This is a genomic window from Streptomyces sp. NPDC005791 (genome assembly GCF_042871485.1).
Taxonomy (GTDB): domain Bacteria; phylum Actinomycetota; class Actinomycetes; order Streptomycetales; family Streptomycetaceae; genus Streptomyces.
On sequence record NZ_JBIAIP010000022.1, the window covers coordinates 32,957 to 52,624 of the forward strand.

The 19,668-nt window shown below is 70.7% G+C and carries 22 protein-coding genes; 15 read left to right on the plus strand and 7 right to left on the minus strand.

Annotated features, from left to right (window positions below; genetic code table 11):
- Nucleotides 1–48 precede the first annotated feature (48 nt).
- Nucleotides 49–450: a DUF5997 family protein gene (locus ACFYSH_RS31160; RefSeq protein WP_359470089.1), complete on the plus strand. Its 402-nt coding sequence runs from the start codon at nt 49–51 to the stop codon at nt 448–450.
- Nucleotides 451–549: 99 nt separating this feature from the next.
- Here ACFYSH_RS31160 and ACFYSH_RS31165 read toward each other — a convergent pair whose 3' ends face one another.
- Nucleotides 550–1,182 (minus strand): SRPBCC family protein, encoded by a 633-nt coding sequence (locus ACFYSH_RS31165; RefSeq protein ID WP_359469815.1) that lies wholly within the window; start codon nt 1,180–1,182, stop codon nt 550–552.
- 304 nt (nt 1,183–1,486) lie between these two features.
- Between ACFYSH_RS31165 and argC the strand changes: the two genes are divergently transcribed.
- From argC to ACFYSH_RS31190, 5 genes are read left to right on the plus strand one after another with little or no spacing between them, the layout of a single operon-like run.
- A complete protein-coding gene (gene argC / locus ACFYSH_RS31170) occupies nt 1,487–2,515 on the plus strand; it encodes an N-acetyl-gamma-glutamyl-phosphate reductase (protein ID WP_359469818.1) in 1,029 nt (342 codons plus the stop codon).
- Complete coding sequence (gene argJ / locus ACFYSH_RS31175) at nt 2,512–3,690, plus strand: bifunctional glutamate N-acetyltransferase/amino-acid acetyltransferase ArgJ (protein WP_359469821.1); 1,179 nt, start codon at nt 2,512–2,514, stop codon at nt 3,688–3,690. The genes argC and argJ overlap by 4 nt, the downstream gene beginning before the upstream one ends.
- Nucleotides 3,687–4,601, plus strand: coding sequence for an acetylglutamate kinase (gene argB, locus ACFYSH_RS31180; RefSeq protein ID WP_359469824.1), 915 nt, complete (start codon nt 3,687–3,689; stop codon nt 4,599–4,601). Before argJ ends, argB begins: the two co-directional genes overlap by 4 nt.
- On the plus strand, nt 4,598–5,794 hold the full coding sequence (locus tag ACFYSH_RS31185; RefSeq protein ID WP_359469827.1) for an acetylornithine transaminase: 1,197 nt from the start codon (nt 4,598–4,600) through the stop codon (nt 5,792–5,794). Before argB ends, ACFYSH_RS31185 begins: the two co-directional genes overlap by 4 nt.
- 25 nt (nt 5,795–5,819) lie before the next feature.
- Entirely contained in the window at nt 5,820–6,356 is a 537-nt protein-coding gene (locus ACFYSH_RS31190) for an arginine repressor (RefSeq protein WP_359469830.1), read from the plus strand.
- Nucleotides 6,357–6,364: 8 nt separating this feature from the next.
- On the opposite strand, the gene ACFYSH_RS31195 is transcribed toward ACFYSH_RS31190, so the two are convergent.
- Nucleotides 6,365–7,066, minus strand: coding sequence for a L,D-transpeptidase (locus ACFYSH_RS31195; RefSeq protein ID WP_388756917.1), 702 nt, complete (start codon nt 7,064–7,066; stop codon nt 6,365–6,367).
- Nucleotides 7,067–7,130: 64 nt separating this feature from the next.
- Nucleotides 7,131–7,730: a pyridoxamine 5'-phosphate oxidase family protein gene (locus tag ACFYSH_RS31200; RefSeq protein ID WP_359469836.1), complete on the minus strand. Its 600-nt coding sequence runs from the start codon at nt 7,728–7,730 to the stop codon at nt 7,131–7,133.
- 221 nt (nt 7,731–7,951) lie between these two features.
- Here ACFYSH_RS31200 and argH point away from each other — a divergent pair, with 221 nt between their 5' ends.
- Both argH and ACFYSH_RS31210 read left to right on the plus strand, forming a co-directional pair.
- A complete protein-coding gene (gene argH / locus ACFYSH_RS31205) occupies nt 7,952–9,385 on the plus strand; it encodes an argininosuccinate lyase (RefSeq protein ID WP_359469839.1) in 1,434 nt (477 codons plus the stop codon).
- A gap of 63 nt (nt 9,386–9,448) precedes the next feature.
- Nucleotides 9,449–10,420 (plus strand): aldo/keto reductase, encoded by a 972-nt coding sequence (locus tag ACFYSH_RS31210; protein ID WP_359469842.1) that lies wholly within the window; start codon nt 9,449–9,451, stop codon nt 10,418–10,420.
- On the opposite strand, the gene ACFYSH_RS31215 is transcribed toward ACFYSH_RS31210, so the two are convergent.
- The gene (locus tag ACFYSH_RS31215) at nt 10,403–10,927 is read right to left on the minus strand and encodes an HAD domain-containing protein (RefSeq protein ID WP_359469845.1); all 525 of its coding nucleotides are present in this window, start codon (nt 10,925–10,927) and stop codon (nt 10,403–10,405) included. The genes ACFYSH_RS31210 and ACFYSH_RS31215 overlap by 18 nt on opposite strands.
- A gap of 86 nt (nt 10,928–11,013) precedes the next feature.
- On the opposite strand from ACFYSH_RS31215, the gene ACFYSH_RS31220 reads away from it, so the two are divergent.
- Both ACFYSH_RS31220 and ACFYSH_RS31225 read left to right on the plus strand, forming a co-directional pair.
- On the plus strand, nt 11,014–11,565 hold the full coding sequence (locus tag ACFYSH_RS31220; RefSeq protein ID WP_359469848.1) for a helix-turn-helix domain-containing protein: 552 nt from the start codon (nt 11,014–11,016) through the stop codon (nt 11,563–11,565).
- Nucleotides 11,562–13,109, plus strand: a complete 1,548-nt coding sequence (locus ACFYSH_RS31225) for an MFS transporter (protein WP_359469851.1) — start codon at nt 11,562–11,564, stop codon at nt 13,107–13,109. The genes ACFYSH_RS31220 and ACFYSH_RS31225 overlap by 4 nt, the downstream gene beginning before the upstream one ends.
- A 47-nt stretch (nt 13,110–13,156) precedes the next feature.
- Here ACFYSH_RS31225 and ACFYSH_RS31230 read toward each other — a convergent pair whose 3' ends face one another.
- Nucleotides 13,157–13,828, minus strand: a complete 672-nt coding sequence (locus tag ACFYSH_RS31230) for a lysophospholipid acyltransferase family protein (protein ID WP_359469854.1) — start codon at nt 13,826–13,828, stop codon at nt 13,157–13,159.
- Between the two features lie 232 nt (nt 13,829–14,060).
- Here ACFYSH_RS31230 and ACFYSH_RS31235 point away from each other — a divergent pair, with 232 nt between their 5' ends.
- From ACFYSH_RS31235 to ACFYSH_RS31245, 3 genes are all read left to right on the plus strand, one after another.
- Nucleotides 14,061–15,224, plus strand: coding sequence for a glycerophosphodiester phosphodiesterase (locus ACFYSH_RS31235; protein WP_359469857.1), 1,164 nt, complete (start codon nt 14,061–14,063; stop codon nt 15,222–15,224).
- A 111-nt stretch (nt 15,225–15,335) separates the two neighbouring features.
- Nucleotides 15,336–15,905, plus strand: a complete 570-nt coding sequence (locus ACFYSH_RS31240) for a sigma-70 family RNA polymerase sigma factor (protein ID WP_388756924.1) — start codon at nt 15,336–15,338, stop codon at nt 15,903–15,905.
- Between the two features lie 37 nt (nt 15,906–15,942).
- Nucleotides 15,943–16,446 carry a GNAT family N-acetyltransferase gene (locus tag ACFYSH_RS31245; protein ID WP_359469863.1) on the plus strand — a complete coding sequence of 168 codons (504 nt, stop codon included), beginning with the start codon at nt 15,943–15,945 and terminating at the stop codon, nt 16,444–16,446.
- 23 nt (nt 16,447–16,469) lie between these two features.
- Here the strand turns inward: ACFYSH_RS31245 and ACFYSH_RS31250 are convergent, their stop codons facing one another.
- Nucleotides 16,470–16,931: a hypothetical protein gene (locus ACFYSH_RS31250; RefSeq protein WP_388756927.1), complete on the minus strand. Its 462-nt coding sequence runs from the start codon at nt 16,929–16,931 to the stop codon at nt 16,470–16,472.
- A gap of 2 nt (nt 16,932–16,933) precedes the next feature.
- On the minus strand, nt 16,934–17,293 hold the full coding sequence (locus ACFYSH_RS31255; protein WP_359469869.1) for a hypothetical protein: 360 nt from the start codon (nt 17,291–17,293) through the stop codon (nt 16,934–16,936).
- Between the two features lie 570 nt (nt 17,294–17,863).
- Here ACFYSH_RS31255 and ACFYSH_RS31260 point away from each other — a divergent pair.
- Complete coding sequence (locus ACFYSH_RS31260) at nt 17,864–18,934, plus strand: ATP-binding cassette domain-containing protein (RefSeq protein WP_359469871.1); 1,071 nt, start codon at nt 17,864–17,866, stop codon at nt 18,932–18,934.
- A complete protein-coding gene (locus tag ACFYSH_RS31265) occupies nt 18,931–19,602 on the plus strand; it encodes a methionine ABC transporter permease (protein WP_388756930.1) in 672 nt (223 codons plus the stop codon). The genes ACFYSH_RS31260 and ACFYSH_RS31265 overlap by 4 nt, the downstream gene beginning before the upstream one ends.
- Nucleotides 19,603–19,668: the final 66 nt, after the last annotated feature.

Genomic DNA, 19,668 nt, shown 5'->3' on the forward strand with positions numbered 1-19,668 from the left:
TACCGGCCGTGGTCGGAGGTGGCGCACATGCTCGATACCCTGGACACCATGACGTCGCACCAGACCACCCAGACGATGAAGCCCGCCACCGCGGCGAAGAAGCTGGGTGTGTACCTCGAAGCCACCCCCGCCGAGTTCCAGGAGGGCGTCGTCTCGCGCGCCGAGCTGAACGCGCTGCAGTCCGACCCGCCCCAGTGGCTGCAGGAGCTGCGCCGCAACGGTCCCCACCCCCGACCGGTCGTCGCCTCCAAGCTGGGGGTCTCCATCGCCGGCCTCGCGCGTGGCGGTGTCACGGAGCCCCTCACCACCGAGCAGATCGACGCCCTGAAGGAAGACGGCCCGGAGTGGCTGCAGAAGGAGCGCGCCACCCAGGCGGAGGTCCGTAAGGAAGCGGTGCGGATCAAGGAGCGCGACGCTGCCCGGGCCGCCGAGCGGGACGACCGCGACTGACGTGCCGTGCGGCGACGGCCGGCTCGTCGCCGCACGTGCGCGAGCGGGACGTCCAGGCGGTGGAGGAACTCCTCGCCGCCGGCGACCGGACGCGCGTACCTATTCGCCCGTGTAGAAGGCGACGGTCGCCACCGTCGTCGCGGTCACGGTCTCGGGGTCCGCGCCGGCGGCCGCGAACGCGCGTCCCCATGCTTCACCCGAGCGCCCCACGAAAGCCTTGGCCTCGGGTGAGGTCTGCCACTCCACGGCTTCCTCCGGACCGAGTCCGCCGCCCGTCAGGTGCCACCCGAGGCCCAGGAGAGCCAGGTCCCAGCCGATACCGACGGCCCCGGGCCCGTACTGGCTCCGGAACTCCTCCGGGATGACCGACACGTGCTCCAGCTCGAACACCGTCCGGTTGCCGTGTTCCGGTGCGAGCCTCACCTCGACCTCGCTGAAGCCGGGGTCGGGGCCGAACAGCCAGGACACCCGCAGCCGCTCCGGGGGTACGCACTCGAGGATCTCCCCGCCGGCGTTCCCCTCCAGCTGGTAGTTCCCGCCGGCCCGGAGGTCGCCGGTCACCGGGAGGAACCACCGGGCGATCCGCTCCTGCGAGGTCACCGCCTCCCAGACGTCGGCGGGCGCCGCGTCGAAGACGCGTCGCAACAGCACCGTGCCCGCCTCGTCCGACCCCACACGTCGTGTGCCGACCTCCCGGTGCACCCGACCGATCTCGTCGACGATCTCGTCCATGACCGCTCACTTCCCATCCGTGTGTCCGCGCTCGCGCCGTCCAGGCAGGTCCTCAGGCCATGTAACCGAAATTCCGCCGCGCTCGCCTCACCACGCGGGACGCCCGCCCGGGTCCGCCCGGGGCGTCGCAGGCGCGCCATGGTGCCGCCGTAGCCACGGTTCGATCGTGGGCACGTTCATGCCCTGAGGCTCCGGATCGTGAACGGCGGCGGAGGCGTCAGCGGGCTGGCGGAGTCGCAGCGGTGCTCTTTGCATAAACCTGCATTGCTGCGTATAGTCATGCCATCGATGAGGAGGATGTCCGATGGTGGTACGTGCGGCAGTGGCAGGAGCGAGTGGATACGCCGGCGGGGAGCTGCTCCGCCTGCTCCTCACCCACCCCCAGATCGAGATCGGGGCCCTCACCGGCCACTCCAACGCCGGTGAGCGGCTCGGCGCGCTGCAGCCGCACCTGAGGCCGCTCGCGGACCGCGTTCTCCAGCCGACCACGGCAGAGGGGCTCGCCGGGCACGACGTCGTCTTCCTCGCCCTGCCGCACGGACAGTCCGCCGCCGTGGCCGAGCAGCTCGGTGACGAGGTGCTCGTCGTCGACATGGGCGCCGACTTCCGGCTCGAGAGCCCTGCCGACTGGGAGAAATTCTACGGCTCGCCGCATGCCGGCACCTGGCCCTACGGGCTGCCCGAGCTGCCAGGGGCCCGCGCGGCACTCGAGGGAGCCAAGCGCATCGCCGTGCCCGGCTGCTACCCGACGGCCGTCTCCCTCGCACTCTTCCCGGCGTACGCGTCCGGTCTCGCCGAACCCGAGGCCGTCGTCGTCGCCGCGTCCGGCACCTCCGGCGCGGGCAAGGCGGCCAAGCCGCACCTGCTCGGCTCCGAAGTCATGGGCAACATGTCCCCGTACGGCGTCGGCGGGGTCCACCGGCACACCCCCGAGATGATCCAGAACCTCGGCGCCGCGGCCGGCGAGCCCGTGTCCGTGTCGTTCACGCCGACCCTCGCGCCCATGCCCCGTGGCATCCTCGCCACCTGCAGCGCGAAGGCGAAACCCGGGGTGAGCGCCGAGTCGCTCCGCGCGGCGTACGAGAAGGCCTTCGCCGACGAGCCGTTCGTCGACCTGCTGCCCGAGGGGCAGTGGCCCGCCACCGCGGCCGTGTACGGGTCCAACGCCGTGCAGATCCAGGTCGCCCACGATGTGGCGGCCGGGCGGATCATCGTGATCAGCGCCATCGACAACCTCGCCAAGGGCACCGCCGGAGGCGCCCTGCAGAGCATGAACATCGCCCTCGGACTTCCCGAGGACACAGGCCTTTCCACGATCGGAGTCGCACCGTGAGCGTCACGGCAGCACAGGGATTCTCGGCGGCGGGCATCGCCGCCGGAATCAAGGAGAGCGGTAGCTTGGACCTGGCCGTCGTGGTCAACCAGGGGCCGCGATGCGCCGCCGCGGGAGTCTTCACCTCCAACCGCGTCAAGGCCGCACCGGTCCTCTGGTCGGAGCAGGTCCTCAAGGGCGGCGAAGTGACCGCGGTCGTCCTCAACTCCGGTGGCGCCAACGCCTGTACGGGACCCCAGGGCTTCCAGGACACCCACGCCACCGCCGAGAAGACCGCCGAGTCCCTGAACAGCGCCGGGTACGACGGGACGGGCGGACACGGCGCCGGCACGGTTGCCGTCGCTTCCACCGGTCTGATCGGCCTGCTGCTGCCCATGGACAAGCTCCTCCCCGGCATCGACAAGGCGGTCGCCCACCTCACCCCGCACGGCGGTGAGAAGGCCGCCATCGCCATCAAGACCACGGACACCGTCCACAAGACCGCCGTCGCGAGCGGCGACGGCTGGACCGTCGGCGGCATGGCCAAGGGGGCGGGCATGCTCGCCCCCGGCCTCGCCACCATGCTGGTCGTCCTCACCACCGACGCCGACGTCGACGCATCCGTCCTCGACACCGCGCTGCGCGCCGCGACCCGCACCACCTTCGACCGGGTCGACTCCGACGGCTGCATGTCGACCAACGACACCGTGTTGCTGCTCGCCTCCGGCGCGAGCGGAGTCACCCCCGCGCAGGCCGAGTTCGACCAGGCCGTGCAGAGCGTCTGCGCCGACCTCGCCCGGCAGCTGATCGGCGATGCCGAGGGTGCCTCCAAGGACATCCGGATCGAGGTGGTCAACGCGGCCACCGAGGACGACGCCGTCGAGGTCGGCCGGAGCATCGCCCGTAACAACCTCCTCAAGTGCGCCATCCACGGCGAGGACCCCAACTGGGGCCGCGTCCTCTCCGCGATCGGCACCACGAAGGCCGCCTTCGAGCCCGACCGGCTGAACGTCGCCATCAACGACGTCTGGGTGTGCAGGAACGGCAGTGTCGGCGAGGACCGCGAGCTGGTCGACATGCGCTACCGGGAGGTCCGGATCACCGCTGACCTCGCGGCGGGGGACGCGTCCGCCGTCATCTGGGCCAACGACCTGACCGCCGAGTACGTCCACGAGAACAGCGCGTACAGCTCATGAGCGCCGCGAGGAAGCACACCGCGCTGCCCAAGGCGCAGATCCTCATCGAGGCGCTGCCCTGGCTCACCCGGCACAACGGCAAGACCGTCGTCATCAAGTTCGGCGGCAACGCCATGATCGACGAGGACCTCAAGGCAGCCTTCGCCCAGGACGTCGTCTTCCTGCGGCACGCCGGCCTCAAGCCCGTCGTCGTGCACGGCGGCGGCCCGCAGATCAGCGCCCAGCTCGACAAGCAGGGCCTGGTCAGCGAATTCAAGGCCGGGCTGCGCGTCACCACGCCCGAGGCCATGGACGTCGTGCGCATGGTGCTGGCCGGGCAGGTCCAGCGTGAGCTGGTCGGACTGCTCAACCAGCACGGCCCGTTCGCGGTCGGCATGACCGGTGAGGACGCCTGCACGATCACCGCCGTCCAGCACCGGCCCGTGATCGACGGCGAGCTCGTCGACATCGGCCGGGTCGGCGAGATCACCGAGATCGACACCGGGGCGATCCAGGCGCTGCTGGACGACGGCCGGATCCCGGTCGTCTCCTCCATCGCGCGCTCCGCCGAGGACAACCACGTCTACAACGTCAACGCCGACACCGCGGCCGCCGCACTCGCCGCCGCGCTGGACGCCGAGACGCTGATGGTCCTCACCGATGTCGAGGGCCTCTACGAGGACTGGCCGAGCAGCGACGACGTCATCAGCCGCCTCACCGCCACCGAGTTGGAGAAGCTGCTGCCCGACCTCTCGAGCGGCATGGTGCCGAAGATGCGGGGCTGTCTCCACGCCGTACGCAACGGCGTCGAGACCGCGCGTGTCATCGACGGCAGGGTCCAGCACTCGATCCTGCTGGAGATCTTCACCGACGAGGGCATCGGCACGATGGTCGTGCCGGACGCACCGGACGTACCGCAGGGGGAGTCATGAGCAACGAAGAGACCGCACAGCGGTGGCGGAACGCCCTGATGGACAACTACGGCACCCCGCAGCTGGCCCTGGCACGCGGCGCCGGGGCCAGGGTGTGGGACGCCGACGGCACCGAGTACCTCGACTTCGTCGGCGGCATCGCGGTCAACGCGCTCGGTCACGCCCACCCCGCGGTGGTCGAGGCCGTCTCCACGCAGATCGCCTCCCTCGGCCATGTCTCCAACCTCTACACCGCCGAGCCGCCCGTCGCGCTCGCCGAGCGGCTGCTCCAGCTCTCCGGGCGTACGGGCAAGGTCTTCTTCTGCAACTCCGGGGCCGAGGCCAACGAGGCGGCGTTCAAGATCGGCCGGCTGACCGGGCGCACGCACATGGTGGCCACCGACGGCGGCTTCCACGGCCGGACCATGGGCAGCCTCGCGCTGACCGGCCAGCCCGGCAAGCGCGAGCCGTTCCTGCCACTGCCCGGCGACGTCACGCACGTGCCCTACGGCGATGTCGAGGCGCTCCGGGCCGCGGTGACGACCGACACGGCCCTGCTGGTCATCGAGCCGATCCAGGGTGAGATCGGCGTCGCCGTCCCGCCCAAGGGCTATCTGGAGGCGGCCAGGGAGATCACGCGGGCCACCGGCACACTGCTCGTCCTGGACGAGGTGCAGACCGGGATCGGCCGCTGCGGTCACTGGTTCGAGTACCAGGCCCACCAAGGCGTGGAGCCCGACGTGGTCACCCTGGCCAAGGGGCTCGGCGGCGGACTGCCGATCGGCGCCACCGTCGCGTTCGGCGCCGCGGCCGACCTGCTGAAGCCCGGTCAGCACGGCACGACGTTCGGCGGCAACCCCGTCGCCTGCGCCGCCGGTCTCGCCGTGCTGGACACCCTGGCCGCCGACGCCACCCTGGACGAGGTGAAGCGGCTCGGCGAGCGGATCAGGGACGGCGTCGAGGGCCTCGGCCACCCGCTGGTCTCCCACGTCCGCGGCTCCGGACTGCTGCTGGGTATCGTGCTCACCGGGCCCCTCGCACCGAAGGTGCAGCAGGCGGCTCAGGGAGCCGGACTCCTGGTGAACGCGCCCGCCCCCGACGTCGTACGGCTCATGCCGCCGCTGATCATCGGTGACGCCGAGGTGGACGCGTTCCTGCGGATCCTGCCGGGAGCTCTCGACGCGGCTTACGGGGACGGACGATCCGGAGAGTGACGATCCGGAGAATGAGGCGACGACGATGACCGAGGCGCAGGAAACCGACCACGGCGGGCCGTCGGTACCGCAGACCCGCACGGCACGCCACCGCAGGATCGTGGACATCCTGAACCGCCGGCCGGTGCGCTCCCAGAGCCAGCTGGCCAGGCTCCTGTCCGACGACGGGCTGAGCGTCACCCAGGCGACGCTCTCCCGCGACCTGGACGAGCTCGGTGCGGTGAAGATCCGCAACACCGGCGGCGAGCTGATCTACGCGGTGCCGAGCGAGGGCGGTTTCCGCACCCCGCAGGCGCCGCTCGGAGGGTCGGCCAAGGAGGAGCGGATGCGCAGGCTCTCGGCCGAGCTGCTCATCTCCGCGGAGGCCTCGGCCAACCTGGTGGTGCTGCGCACGCCTCCGGGCGCCGCGCAGTTCCTCGCCTCGGCCATCGACCAGGCCGAACTCCAGGCGATCCTCGGCACGATCGCCGGGGACGACACGCTGATGCTGATCAGCCGCGACCCCAACGGCGGACAGGCGCTGGCCGACCACCTGCTGCGGCTGGCGCAGAACGACCGCTGACCCGGTCCTCAGTAGCGTGTGATCGCGGTCGGGCCGGATGCCGTCCCGACCGCGATGTGCGGACGGCGGGCCGGTTCTGCCCAGGCCAGGATCCGGTCCATGGCGGCCGCCGGTACGGACACACAGCCGGCGGTCGCGCCCTTCCCGTCGACGTGCAGGAAGATTCCGGCGCCCCTGCCGCGTACCGGCCGGTGGTAGTTGAAGCCGATGACGAGCGCACGGGCGTACTGGGTGGCATAGCTGACCAGGTGTTCGGCCTCGGCTGCGCGGCAGTCGGCGGGCCGCGGCTCCACCCAGCGGTTGTACGCACGGGACGCGTTGTCCTGGCACCACCACGAGTCCTCGACGACCCGACGGTAGGGGTGGCGGGTCCCTGGCGGGGCGGCCCCGATCCCGAAGGCGTACGGCAGGTCGTACAGCCCGGTGGGCGTGGTGTTCGTGCCCTGGGCGCGGGTGGCGCCCTCGGTCAGGCCGTTCGCCCCGAAGCGGGCCGGTGCCGAACCCGCCGCCACCCATCCACCACCGCGCAGGTCCCACCAGGTGACCGTGCCCGTGGTGGAGGCCGTTCCGGGTGCCTCGGCGGTGATCAGCTGCGTACCGCCGCCCGTGTCGGCCAGCCGGTGCGGAAGGGGCGGCGGTCCGGCGGGCCGCGCCGCGAGTGAGCCGGCCAGCGCCAGCAGGACCGACGCGGTCACCAGGAATCTGCGCATGCCCCGGACCGTACGGGGCGCGGCGGCCCGCCCCCACCGCGCCTGCTCCGTACGGCCCAGTGGCTCACCCCGCAGCCGGCGTGGGCATCGCGGGCAGCGGCAGAGGGAGTCCCGGCAGTCCGTCGATGCTGGTGGCGATGTCGGGCTTCTTCTCGAAATACCTGTTCAGGCTGGCGTCGTCCTCGCGCCGGAAGCGGTCGGAGTGCAGGGAGCGGTCCTCGTCGTACGACATGAAGGGCACCCCGTAACCACAGGAGTCCCGGATCAGGTCGGCCGTCACCACGATGATGGCGCGCAGCCCGTGCGGGGTGGGGTCGATGTCCGGGAAGTGGCCGAGCAGCCCGGGGAAGCGCGGGTCGTCACGGAAGACCGGCTCACCGCGGCCGTGCACGCGGACGATGTCGGGAGGGCCCTGGAAGGCGCACCACATCAGAGTGATGCGCCCGTTCTCCCGCAGGTGGGCGACGGTCTCGGCGGTGCTGCCGGCGAAGTCGAGGTAGGCCACGGTCTGTTCGTCGACGACGGCGAACGAGCCGCTGATCCCCTTGGGCGAGAGATTGACCGTGCCGTCACCGTCCAGGGGCGCCGTGGCGGTGAAGAAGAGCGGCTGTGCCTCGATGAAGGTCCTGAGCCGTCCGTCTATGCGGTCGTATGTTTTTCCCATGGGGGCATTGTCGCGTGCAGCACCCCTGTCGGCGGGACATTTCGCGGTCCGGGTCAGGTGCACGGATACCGAGGGTGAACGGCCCTCGGCGCCCGAGGAGGCGTGAATCCGCCGCCCTGACCGGCGACTTTGACAATACATACGGTGCATTGCATAGTTATGCTATTCGTGATCGCGCCGTGAGGCGGACGCACACCCCTTGTACTCCCGAGGAGCACGCAGTGAGCAACGGCACCGGCAACAGCGACGTACGCCTCTGGGGCGGCCGTTTCGCCGACGGCCCGGCCGAGGCGCTGGCCAAGCTGTCCGCCTCCGTCCACTTCGACTGGCGGCTCGCGCCGTACGACATCGCGGGCTCCCGTGCCCACGCGCGCGTGCTCAACAAGGCGGGGCTGCTGACCGCCGACGAGCTGGCCCGCATGATCGAGGGCCTGGACGCCCTCGAAACCGCCGTCGCCGACGGGTCGTTCACCGGCACCATCGCGGACGAAGACGTCCACACCGCACTGGAGCGCGGCCTCCTGGAGCGCCTCGGCCCCGACCTCGGCGGCAAGCTGCGAGCCGGCCGGTCCCGCAACGACCAGGTCGCCACGCTCTTCCGGATGTATCTGCGCGACCACGCCCGGATCATCGGCGGGCTGATCGCCGAGCTCCAGGACGCGCTGGTCGGCCTGGCGGAGGCGCACTCCGACGTGGCCATGCCCGGCCGTACGCACCTCCAGCACGCCCAGCCCGTCCTCTTCGCCCACCACGTCCTGGCCCATGTGCAGCCCCTGTCCCGGGACGCCGAGCGGCTTCGCCAGTGGGACGAGCGGACCGCCGTGTCCCCCTACGGCTCCGGCGCGCTGGCCGGGTCGTCCCTCGGGCTGGACCCGGAGGCGGTCGCCGCGGACCTCGGCTTCGAGCGCGGCTCCGTGGCCAACTCGATCGACGGCACCGCGTCCCGCGACTTCGTCGCCGAGTTCGCCTTCATCACCGCGATGATCGGTGTGAACCTCTCCCGCATCGCGGAGGAGATCATCATCTGGAACACGAAGGAGTTCTCCTTCGTCACCCTCCACGACGCCTTCTCCACCGGCTCCTCGATCATGCCGCAGAAGAAGAACCCGGACGTCGCCGAGCTGGCCCGAGGCAAGTCCGGCCGCCTCGTCGGCAACCTGACCGGCCTGATGGCGACCCTGAAGGCCCTCCCGCTCGCGTACAACCGCGACCTCCAGGAGGACAAGGAGCCGGTCTTCGACTCCTGCGACCAGCTGGAGGTCCTGCTGCCCGCCTTCACCGGCATGATGGCCACGCTCACCGTCAACCGGGAGCGCATGGAAGAGCTGGCCCCGGCCGGCTTCTCGCTCGCCACGGACATCGCCGAGTGGCTGGTCAAGCAGGGTGTCCCCTTCCGGGTGGCGCACGAGGTCGCGGGCGAGTGCGTGAAGGTGTGCGAACACGAGGGCATCGAGCTCGACGAGCTGACGGACGAGCAGTTCGCGAAGATCTCCGAGCACCTCACCCCGGAGGTGCGTACCGTCCTGAACGTGCCCGGCGCGCTCGCCTCCCGCGACGGGCGTGGCGGTACGGCCCCCTCGGCCGTCGCCGTCCAGCTGGCCGAGGTGAAGGCCGACCTGGTGACGCAGCACGCCTGGGCGACCGCGCGCGGCTGATGCACAGGCATCGCGGGCTACGTTGACGGGAAGGCGTTCGGAACCGACCCAGAGGAGCCCGCGATGCCCTTCGCCCGCCTGAACCGAGCGACCACCCCGACCCACCGCATCGGGCTCGGCCTGGCAGCCGTCGGCAGGCCCGGCTACATCACCCCGCACCGTGACCGCGATCTGCCCGGTGACCGCGGCGTGGACGCTCTGCGTGCCCGCACCCATGAACTCCTGGACGCGGCTTACGCCCAGGGCGTGCGCTATTTCGACGCGGCCCGCTCCTACGGCCGTGCCGAGGAGTTCCTCGCCGAGTGGCTGACCGTCCGGCCCGAGGCGACCGACGTGGTCATCGGCAGCAAATGGGGTTACACCTACACCGCCGACTGGCGCGTCGACGCCGAGGTGCACGAGGTGAAGGACCACGGACTCGCCACCTTCGAACGCCAGTACGCCGAGACGTCCGGACTGCTCGGTGACCGGCTCGACCTCTATCAGATCCACTCCGTGACCGTCGACAGTCCGGTGCTGGGCGACAAGGACCTGCACGCGCGCCTCGCCGGGCTGGCCGCCGGCGGCACCACGGTCGGCTTCTCCACGAGTGGACCCGGCCAGGCCGACGCCATCCGGGGCGCCCTCGCCGTCACCGTGGAGGGCGAACCCCTCTTCCGTACCGTCCAGGCCACCTACAACGCCCTGGAGAACTCCGCCGGAGCGGCCCTCGCCGAGGCGCACGACGCGGGACTCACCGTGATCGTCAAGGAGGCCATGGCCAACGGCCGGCTCGCCGGGACCGAAGCGCCCGCCGTCCTCCAGGAGATCGGCGCCGAAGCCGGACTGGCCGCGGACGCCGTCGCGCTGGCGCTGGTGCTCCACCAGCCGTGGGCCGGACTCGTCCTGTCCGGTGCGGCCACCGCCACCCAGCTCGCGGCCAATCTGCACGCGCCGCTGCTCGACCTCGACCCGGGCCGGCTGGACCGGCTGGCGGCCCTGGTGGAGGAGCCGGAGGCGTACTGGCGCCATCGGGCGTCACTGCCCTGGAGCTGAGCCGGTACGCGGCCACTCGGCGAGCGCGTCGAAGTCCGCCCGCACCAGCCCCACCCAGGGGTCGATCCGCCGTAGCAGGGCCCGACCGGGGTGGTGCGCGGCGGCCCAGGCCCTGTCGCGCTCGGAGATCTCGTCGTCGACCCATGCGAACGGCCTGCCGTCGGCGTAGTCGACGACGTGACGCGTCTTCCAGTAGGTCCCGCTGCCGGTGAGCCCGTGCATGTCCGGCCAGTCGATGTACGGCAGGGGCGGCAGCCCGAGACGCGGGGCGATCCACTCGTTCGCCTCGTTCTTCCAGGTGCTGGCCCAGACGAGCTCGTACCGGTCCGTGAGTGACAGCAGCTCGTCACCGTGGTCCGGACTGAGCAGGACGGGCAGCGCCGGTCCCACCGTCCACCCGGTCGGCCGCATCAGGTGCCGCTGATAACCCTGGGGGACCTCGCGGCGGGACAGAGCCGCGTACGGGTTGAGCGGACCGTCGATGTCGATCAGCAGGAGCGGCTTCATCTCGTCATGGTGCCCGGCGGACACGGCCCGGGGCGACGCGATCCCCGCATGAGACGACAGTGTCTCATGTGACCTATTCTCGTCTCATGACTCTTGATCGTGAGCAGGTACTGCGGAGCGCCGCCGCCCTGCTGTCCCACAGATCCACCGCGACCATGGACGAGGTCGCCCGGGCTGCCGGGATCGGCCGCGCCACCCTGCACCGGCACTTCGCCGGGCGGGACGCCCTGGTCGGCGCGCTGGAGGACCTCGGTATCCAGGAATTCGAAGCCGCCCTGGACGCCGCCGGGCTCGACGAGGGCAGCGCCGAGGACGGGCTGCGGCGGCTGATCACGGCCGTTCAGCCCAGTGCGGGGCTGCTGTCCTTCCTCGTCACCGAGAACCAGCTCTTCGAGGGCGACGACGTCAACGAGGGATGGAGCCGCCTGGACGCCCGGGTCTCCGCCTTCTTCCGACGGGGCCAGGAGCGCGGCGAATTCCGGATCGACCTCACCCCGGCCTGGCTGACCGAGGCCCTGTACGGCCTGATCGGGAGTGGCGCGTGGTCCGTGCAGGCCGGCCGGGTCGCCGCGAAGGACTTCACCCACATGATCGTCGAGTTGCTCCTGGGCGGAGCACGCCGGAGCGTGGAGAAATGAGCAGCACCTTTTCGAGGGCGGGCGTCACGGGCGACCTGCGCCATCCGGGCCGGTGGGTCGCCCTCACCGTCCTCGTCCTGGCCGTGCTGCTGGTCGCCGTCGACGCCACCGTGCTCGGCCTGGCCACCCCGTTCCTCAGCGAGGACCTCGAACCGACCGGCACCCAACTGCTCTGGATCGGCGACGTCTACTCCTTCGTGATCGCCGGACTCCTGGTCTCCATGGGCAGCCTCGGTGACCGCATCGGCCGGAAGAAGCTGCTGCTGACAGGCGCCGCCGCCTTCGGTGCGGTCTCCCTGCTCAACGCCTACGCGACGAGCCCCGAGATGATGATCCTGGCCCGGGCGCTGCTCGGCGTCGCGGGCGCCACCCTGATGCCGTCCACGCTCGCCCTGATCCGCAATCTCTTCCACGACCCACGCGAACGCAGTCTCGCCGTCGGTATCTGGGGCGCGATGGCATCGGCCGGCGCCGCCGTCGGACCGGTCGTGGGCGGGCTCCTGCTGGAGCACTTCTGGTGGGGATCGGTCTTCCTGATCAACCTGCCCGTGATGGCGGTCCTCGTCGCCGTGGGCATGAGGATGATCCCCGAGTCGAAGAACCCGGCGCCGGGCCCCTGGGACCTGCCCAGTGTGGGGCTCTCCCTGGTCGGCATGATCGGTGTCGTGTACGCCATCAAGGAGGCCGCCGCACACGGCCTGAGCTGGGAGGTGTGTGCCGCGGCCGTCGGCGGGGCACTGGCACTCGCCTGGTTCGTACGCCGGCAGCTGAAGCTGCCCGCCCCGCTGCTGGACATGCGGCTCTTCCACCACCGGGGGTTCTCCGGCGCGGTCCTCGCGGACCTGCTGACCATCCTCGGCCTGTCCGGGATCGTCTTCTTCCTCTCCCAGTTCCTGCAGCTGGTCCAGGGCAGGGGCCCGCTCGAGGCCGGGCTCGCCGAACTGCCCGCCGCCGTCGGCGCGGTGACCGCCGGGCTGCTCGCGGGAAGGGTCGCACGCCGCTATTCCGTGCGCTCCGTGGTCGGCCTCGGGCTCGGGGCCATCGGCGTGTCGCTCGCGGTGGTCACGGTGATCCACAAGGAGACCGGCTATCCGCTGATCGGGGTTCTGCTCCTGGTGGTGGGCATCGGCGCGGGCTTCGCCTTCACCGTCACGTCCGACGTCATCCTCTCCAGCGTCCCGAAGGAACAGGCGGGCTCGGCCTCCGCGGTGTCCGAGACCGCGTACGAACTCGGTGCCGCCCTCGGTATCGCGCTGCTCGGATCCATCGTCACGGGTGTCTACCAGGGCTTCGGTACGCCCGAAGGAGTCCCGGCCGCCGCCGCGTCCGCGGCCCACGAGTCGCTGGGGGGTGCCGTGGAGACGGCGGAGCATCTCCCGGCCCAGCTGGGGAGTGATCTCGTCGTCGCGGCCCAGGAGGCCTTCGTCAACGGGCTGCGGGTATCAGCCGCGGTCGGTGCCGTCGTGCTGCTCGCGACCGCTGTCGCCGCGTGGTTCCTGCTGCGTGACCAGAAGCTGGAAGACGGCATCATCCCCGACGAGTGAGTGGCCCGGCGCAGGCGCGCCGGGCCACTCGAACGCACGCGTCCGGCTCAGGCGGCCTTCGCCTTGGTGGCGTACATGTCGACGTACTCCTGACCGGACAGCCTCATCACCTCGGTCATCACGGAGTCCGTCACCGCCCGCAGGACGTAGCGGTCGCGGTCCATGCCCTCGTAGCGGGAGAACTCCATCGGCTCACCGAAGCGCACCGTGACCTTGCCCGGGCGGGGCAGACCGGCGCCGCCGGGCTGCAGCTTGTCCGTGCCGATCATCGCGAACGGCACGACCGGCGCACCGGTCATCAAGGTGAGTCGCGCGATACCGGTACGGCCTCGGTAGAGCCGGCCGTCGGGGGAGCGGGTGCCCTCGGGGTAGATGGCGAAGGCATGGCCCTCCTCCAGCACCCGGCGGCCCGTCATCAGCGCCGCGACACCGCCGCGGCCGCCGTCCCGGTCCACCGGGATCATGCCGCAACCCGTGAAGAACCAGGCCATCAGCCGGCCCTTGAGGCCCTTGCCGGTGACGTACTCGTCCTTGCCGATGTAGAACACCGGGCGGTCGCAGCAGATCGGCATGATCATCGAGTCGATGAACGTCAGGTGGTTCCCCGCGAGGATCACCGGTCCGTCACCAGGGATGTTCTCGACGCCTTCCACCTGGGGCCGGAAGAGCAGGCGCAGGATCGGTCCGAGCACTGCCTTGATGACCGTGAGTCGGGACAACGCATCCTCCGGTGACGTGGCCGGGCGGCCGGGGCGGGTATTCGCGAGGGTCTGTGCAGGTGAGGACGATACTCGCGGGTACCGCCTTTCCGCACATCGGGTTCATCGAGCCGATACACAGTGTTGACGTGTGTTTCCGCCATGTTCGTCCACGGGCCGCCCCACCGATGGCGTAGCTGCCTACGATCAAGCCTTCCCCGAAGGTGCCGGACATCACATGCGAGGAGCATTCATGACAGAGCGTACGCAGGCAGCACCCGGCCGGCGGAGTCTCCTGGGGGCGGCCGTCCTCAGCACGGCCGCCCTCGGCCTGTCCGGCACCGCGTACGCCGCCGGGCAGGGCGCCCCGGACGCACAGGGCAAGGGGAACGCCTCCTACCGGGACCTTCCCGTGCCCACCGTCATCGGCCACCGCGGGGCCAGCGGCTACCGGCCCGAGCACACCCTCGGTGCCTACCAGCTGGCCCTGGACATGGGTGCGCACATCGTCGAGCAGGACCTCGTGCCGACCAAGGACGGCCACCTGGTCTGCCGGCACGAGAACGACATCACCGGCACCACGGACGTCGCCGAGCACCCCGAGTTCGCGAGCCGCAAGGCCACCAAGCAGGTCGACGGGGTGTCGCTCACCGGATGGTTCACGGAGGACTTCACTCTCGCCGAGCTGAAGACCCTCCGGGCCAAGGAGCGCATCCCCAACAACCGTCAGGAGAACACGCTCTACGACGGACGCTGGGAGATCCCGGCCTTCGAAGAAGTCCTGCGCTGGGCGGACAAGGAGGGCCGCAGGCGCGGCACACCCGTCTGGCTCTATGTGGAGACCAAGCACCCTTCCTACTTCCGGGGCCTCGGGCTCGGCCTGGAGGAGCCGCTCGCCAGGCTGCTGCGCCGCCACGGCCGGCACAAGGCGAACTCCGCACTGATTCTCCAGTCCTTCGAGCCGAGCTCGATGCAGCGGCTGTCGAAGCTCGTCTCCACCCCGCGTGTCGTCCTGCTGTCCGGGCCGAAGGAGCGGCCCTGGGACTTCGTGGAGGCCGGTGACCCCCGCACGGTGGCCGATCTGGTGAAGCCCGCGGGTCTGAAGTGGATCGCGTCCTTCGCCCAGGGCATCGGGCCCACACTGGACCTGGTCATCCCCAGGGACGGCGCCGGACGGCTCACCACCCCCACCGCGCTGGTCGAGGACGCGCACGCGCGGGGCCTGATCCTGCACCCGTACACGATGCGCAACGAGAACACGTTCCTGCCCGCGGACTTCCGGCGCGGCACGGACCCGAACGCGTACGGCGACGTGTTCGGCGCTCTGCGCGCGTACTTCGAGGCGGGTATCGACGGCATCTTCTCCGACAACCCCGACACCGCCCTGCTCGCGGCCGCCGACTTCGCGCGGGACTGAGGTCCACAACCCCCAGGACGGGGACGCGTCAGCCGCCGGGCGCGCATGCCCCGGTCGGGTGGAGCTCCTCGTATGCGGCAACTCGCCGCGCACGAGGAGCGTTGAGGGGGCATGACTCTCCTTGATCATGTTCCCGTGACCCCCTCCGAGGGGGCGGGCGACCGTGGGCGTGCCGTCGTGCGCGCCCTGCACGCGCTGGTGCGTGCGGAGGCGGGCGCCGAGGCCCAGGGCGCCGGGATCGAGGCCGCGGACCTGGAACAGACGGTGTGGCTGCGGCTGCTGGAGCGGTGGCCCGGCTCGGAAGGACCCGCCGACCCCGCCCGCTGGGTCCGCACCGTCATGCGGGCGGAGACACGGGTGGCCCGCCGCAGGGCGCGGCGTGAGCGGGTCTACACCGCCGGCGGGCCACCGGACCCAGCAACCGGCTGCCCCGAGCGGATCGTGGTGGGAGCGGACGAACGCCGTACGCTGCGTGCCGCGGTGGGTCGGCTGCCGGGAAGATGCCCACGCCTGCTCGAGGCGATGCTGGCTCCTCACGATCCGACCTACCGGGAGATCGCGGGGGAGTTGGGTATGTCACAGGGCAGTTTGGGCCCTATGCGTTCCCGATGCCTCGGATGTCTGCGCAGAATGCTCGCGGCGGAGGTTGTAGCTCCTGAACTGCGGGGAAGGGAGCGGTAGACAACCGGCGGATCAGGTGAGCGGGAGGCATGCACACATGGGCATGAGTGTGACCATCTCGGCGGCGACGGCACAGGACGTCGAGCAGATCTTCAGACTCCAGTACCTCTGTTTCCAGAGCGAGGCGGAGCTCTACGGCAACTACCGGATCGAACCACTCGTCCAGACCTTCGACTCCGTCCGGGAGGAAGTCGCCGCGGACCTGGTGTTCGTGGCCCGGCTCGGCGACGAAGTCGTCGGCTCGGTACGCGGTTTCACCGACGCGGACGGCACCGGCGGGATCGGCAAGCTCTGCGTCCATCCCCGGCTCCGTCACCACGGCCTCGGCACCCGTCTTCTGCGCGCCGCGGAATCCGCCCTGGCGGACGGGCGTTCGGCCACTCGCTTCCGCCTGCACACGGGGGAGCGCAGTGAAGGAAATCTGCGGCTCTACCGCAAGGCGGGCTACGCCCAGGTGGGTAACACCACCGGGGGCGACGGCGTCCGGATGGTCCTGCTGGAGAAGGACGCCACTGCGGCGGCCTACGCGACCAGCGCCTGAACGACTCCCCTGACGCCCGGTGTTCAGACGTTCCGTGCGTGGCGCAGCCAGATCATCCCGGTGACCGGCAGGATCACCGGGATGAACAGGTAGCCCATGCCGAATTCCGACCACACCGTGCTGTCCGGGAAGGCGGACGGCTCCAACCGCGTCCAGGTGCCGACGATCAGTACGCCCGCGAGCTCGGCGGCGCAGCACACCAGCGCCGCCCTGCGCGCTGTCTCCCCGCCCCGCACCAGCGAGTACGTGATGAACCCGTACACGACGGCGGCGACGGCCGAGAGGACGTACGCGAGCGGCGCCTTGCCGAAGTCCAGGATCATCTCGACGATCGAGCGCGACGCGGCGGCCACGGTGAACACCCCGTAGAACCAGACCAGGACCCGCCCGGGTCCGGTGCCGAGCTCGAACCGCTGCTTCTGCCGTGGGGCGTCCGGCTGCGGGGCCGGGGAGGCGGGCGCGCCGGTGCGGTCGGTGTCGCGCATGGTCAGTCTCCCCAGATGTCGTAGAGCCGTACTTCGAGGACGGCGAGAACGACCGCGCCGGCCGCCACCGTCACCGAGCCCCAGCGGGTCCGCTCCGACAGCGACAGGAAACCCGCCGCGGGCACAGCCGAGAAGGCGCCGATCAGATAGGCGATGAAGATCGTCATGCCCTGGTCGGGCCGCTCGCCGCGTGCCAGCTGCACGATTCCCACGATCAGCTGCGCCAGCGCCAGCACGGAGACGACCGCCATGCCGATGAAGTGCCAGTCCTTCGTGGGCTGGTCCCGGTAGGCGGCGAATCCGCACCAGGCGGCGAGGGCGAGCGCGGTCACGGCGACCGCGACCGTCAGGGCGTCGAGCATGAGGCGAGGGTATTACGGACCGGGGAGCCGGCCGCGTGCGGCCCCGGGCCGACGGATGGCGCGGGTGGTGTCCAGGAATCGTGGCCTTTGCCACAGCGCGCCCCCGCAAGACCGCTTCACTGCCGTCGCGACGGTCGGCACTGCTCACGTTTGCGCAGGTCGCGGCGGTGTGCACAGCGCCCTCGGTGCGAAGGGCGTGTGTCCACGGCCGTCCGCTATACGGACGCGGTGGGTCGCCGGAACGTTACGTCTGTTTTACTTGGGCCATGACCACGACGAGCTACCGCAGCCCTGCGACCGAGGCGTACCCGACGCCCGGTGCTCGTTGTATGTGTCGAATGCGCGCCTTCTGAGGGCCCCCGCCTGAGCCTCGCGCCCCGAAGCGAGACCGGGTCCGTGCAGTCCGTACCCAACGGACCGAGCCGGCCCGGGTACGCCCGCGCCCGGCCGCCCCGTCGAGCCCGGCCGTGCCGGGACTCCCACCGGTCGACCACCGAGAACAGTCTCACCAGACGAATGCCCCGTGCCCGGCGGACACCGCGCCGCGCACTCGACAGTGACGGAAACCCTGTGATCACCACTTCGGGCCTCACGAAGGTCTACCAGTCACGCGGCCGTGAGGTCACCGCCCTGGACGGCGTGGACCTGCACGTCCGCGAGGGCGAGGTCTACGGCGTCATCGGACAGAGCGGCGCCGGCAAGTCCTCCCTCATCCGCTGCGTCAATCTCCTCGAACGCCCCACCTCGGGCACCGTGACGGTCGCCGGGCAGGACCTCACGGCCCTCGCGGGCCGCGGCCGCCGTGCCGGCAAGGAGCTGCGCCGGGCGCGCAGCCGCATCGGCATGGTCTTCCAGCACTTCAACCTGCTGGACTCGCGCACCGTCCGGGACAACGTCGAGCTCCCCCTGGAGATCCTCGGGCTCTCCGGACAGGCACGTACCCGCAAGGCGCTCGAACTCCTCGACCTCGTCGGTCTCGCCGACAAGGCGAAGGCCTATCCGGGCCAGCTGTCCGGAGGCCAGAAGCAGCGCGTCGGCATCGCCCGCGCCCTCGCGGGGGACCCGAAGGTGCTCCTCTCCGACGAGGCGACCTCCGCGCTGGACCCCGAGACCACCCGCTCCGTCCTCCAGCTGCTGCGCGACCTGAACCAGGAGCTCGGCCTCACCGTCCTGCTCATCACGCACGAGATGGACGTGGTCAAGACGGTCTGCGACTCCGCCGCGCTGATGAAGAAGGGCCGCATCGTCGAGTCGGGCACCGTCGGCTCCCTGCTGGCCACCCCCGGCTCCGAACTGGCCCACGAGCTGTTCCCCGTCGGCGGCACCCCCGCCGGCCCCGGCTCCACCGTCGTCGACGTCACCTTCCACGGTGAGGCCGCGGCCCAGCCGGTGATCTCCCAGCTCTCCCGTACGTACAACATCGACATCTCGATCCTCGGCGCCGCCATGGACACCGTCGGCGGCAAGCAGATCGGCCGCATGCGGATCGAGCTGCCCGGCCGCTTCGAGGAGAACGTCGTACCCATCGGCTTCCTGCGCGAGCAGGGCCTCCAGGCCGAGGTCGTCGACGGCGGCCCCGCCGGCAGCACGGACATCCCCGCCCAGACCCCCGCACCGCTCACCAAGGAGGTGGCGAAGTGACCTGGTCCGAAATGCAGCCACTGCTCACGCAGGGAACCATCGACACCCTCTACATGGTGCTCTGGTCCACCCTCGTCACCGTCGTCGGCGGGCTGCCGCTCGGCATCCTGCTCGTCCTCACCGACAAGGGCGGACTGCTGCAGAACACCGTGGTGAACAAGGTCATCGGCGTGATCGTGAACATCGGCCGCTCCCTGCCGTTCATCATCCTGCTGATCGCCCTGATCCCCTTCACCACCTGGATCGTCGGCACCTTCATCGGCCCGTCCGCCATGATCGTGCCGCTCGCCATCGGCGCCATCCCGTTCTTCGCGCGGCTCGTCGAGACAGCGGTGCGTGAGGTCGACCACGGGCTCGTCGAGGCCGTCCAGTCGATGGGCGGGTCCGTCCCGACGATCGTCCGCAAGGTCCTGCTGCCTCAGGCGCTTCCCTCGCTCGTCTCCGGCGTCACCACCACCGTCATCGTGCTCATCGGCTACTCCGCCATGGCCGGAGCGGTCGGCGGCGAAGGGCTCGGCTCCAAGGCCATCACGTACGGATTCCAGCGCTTCGACGACCAGTTCATGCTCATCACCGTCGCGCTGCTCATCGTCATCGTGACCGTGGTCCAGCTGATCGGCGACGGAGCCGGGCGCCTGCTGGCACGCCGGGGCCGCACCACCTCCTGAACCTCACCTCCCCCCGAAGCCCGAACTCCTTGTCCGGGCGCACCACCTTCACCACCGGAAAGAGGC

Excerpts from the sequence above, each read along its gene's own strand:
- ACFYSH_RS31160 (WP_359470089.1), top strand. The coding sequence starts at position 49 with ATGACGTCGCACCAGACCACCCAGACGATGAAGCCCGCCACCGCGGCG.
- ACFYSH_RS31165 (WP_359469815.1), bottom strand. The coding sequence starts at position 1,182 with ATGGACGAGATCGTCGACGAGATCGGTCGGGTGCACCGGGAGGTCGGC.
- argC (WP_359469818.1), top strand. The coding sequence starts at position 1,487 with ATGGTGGTACGTGCGGCAGTGGCAGGAGCGAGTGGATACGCCGGCGGG.
- argB (WP_359469824.1), top strand. The coding sequence starts at position 3,687 with ATGAGCGCCGCGAGGAAGCACACCGCGCTGCCCAAGGCGCAGATCCTC.
- ACFYSH_RS31185 (WP_359469827.1), top strand. The coding sequence starts at position 4,598 with ATGAGCAACGAAGAGACCGCACAGCGGTGGCGGAACGCCCTGATGGAC.
- ACFYSH_RS31190 (WP_359469830.1), top strand. The coding sequence starts at position 5,820 with ATGACCGAGGCGCAGGAAACCGACCACGGCGGGCCGTCGGTACCGCAG.
- ACFYSH_RS31195 (WP_388756917.1), bottom strand. The coding sequence starts at position 7,066 with ATGCGCAGATTCCTGGTGACCGCGTCGGTCCTGCTGGCGCTGGCCGGC.
- ACFYSH_RS31200 (WP_359469836.1), bottom strand. The coding sequence starts at position 7,730 with ATGGGAAAAACATACGACCGCATAGACGGACGGCTCAGGACCTTCATC.
- ACFYSH_RS31210 (WP_359469842.1), top strand. The coding sequence starts at position 9,449 with ATGCCCTTCGCCCGCCTGAACCGAGCGACCACCCCGACCCACCGCATC.
- ACFYSH_RS31215 (WP_359469845.1), bottom strand. The coding sequence starts at position 10,927 with ATGAAGCCGCTCCTGCTGATCGACATCGACGGTCCGCTCAACCCGTAC.
- ACFYSH_RS31220 (WP_359469848.1), top strand. The coding sequence starts at position 11,014 with ATGACTCTTGATCGTGAGCAGGTACTGCGGAGCGCCGCCGCCCTGCTG.
- ACFYSH_RS31225 (WP_359469851.1), top strand. The coding sequence starts at position 11,562 with ATGAGCAGCACCTTTTCGAGGGCGGGCGTCACGGGCGACCTGCGCCAT.
- ACFYSH_RS31235 (WP_359469857.1), top strand. The coding sequence starts at position 14,061 with ATGACAGAGCGTACGCAGGCAGCACCCGGCCGGCGGAGTCTCCTGGGG.
- ACFYSH_RS31240 (WP_388756924.1), top strand. The coding sequence starts at position 15,336 with ATGACTCTCCTTGATCATGTTCCCGTGACCCCCTCCGAGGGGGCGGGC.
- ACFYSH_RS31245 (WP_359469863.1), top strand. The coding sequence starts at position 15,943 with ATGGGCATGAGTGTGACCATCTCGGCGGCGACGGCACAGGACGTCGAG.
- ACFYSH_RS31250 (WP_388756927.1), bottom strand. The coding sequence starts at position 16,931 with ATGCGCGACACCGACCGCACCGGCGCGCCCGCCTCCCCGGCCCCGCAG.
- ACFYSH_RS31255 (WP_359469869.1), bottom strand. The coding sequence starts at position 17,293 with ATGCTCGACGCCCTGACGGTCGCGGTCGCCGTGACCGCGCTCGCCCTC.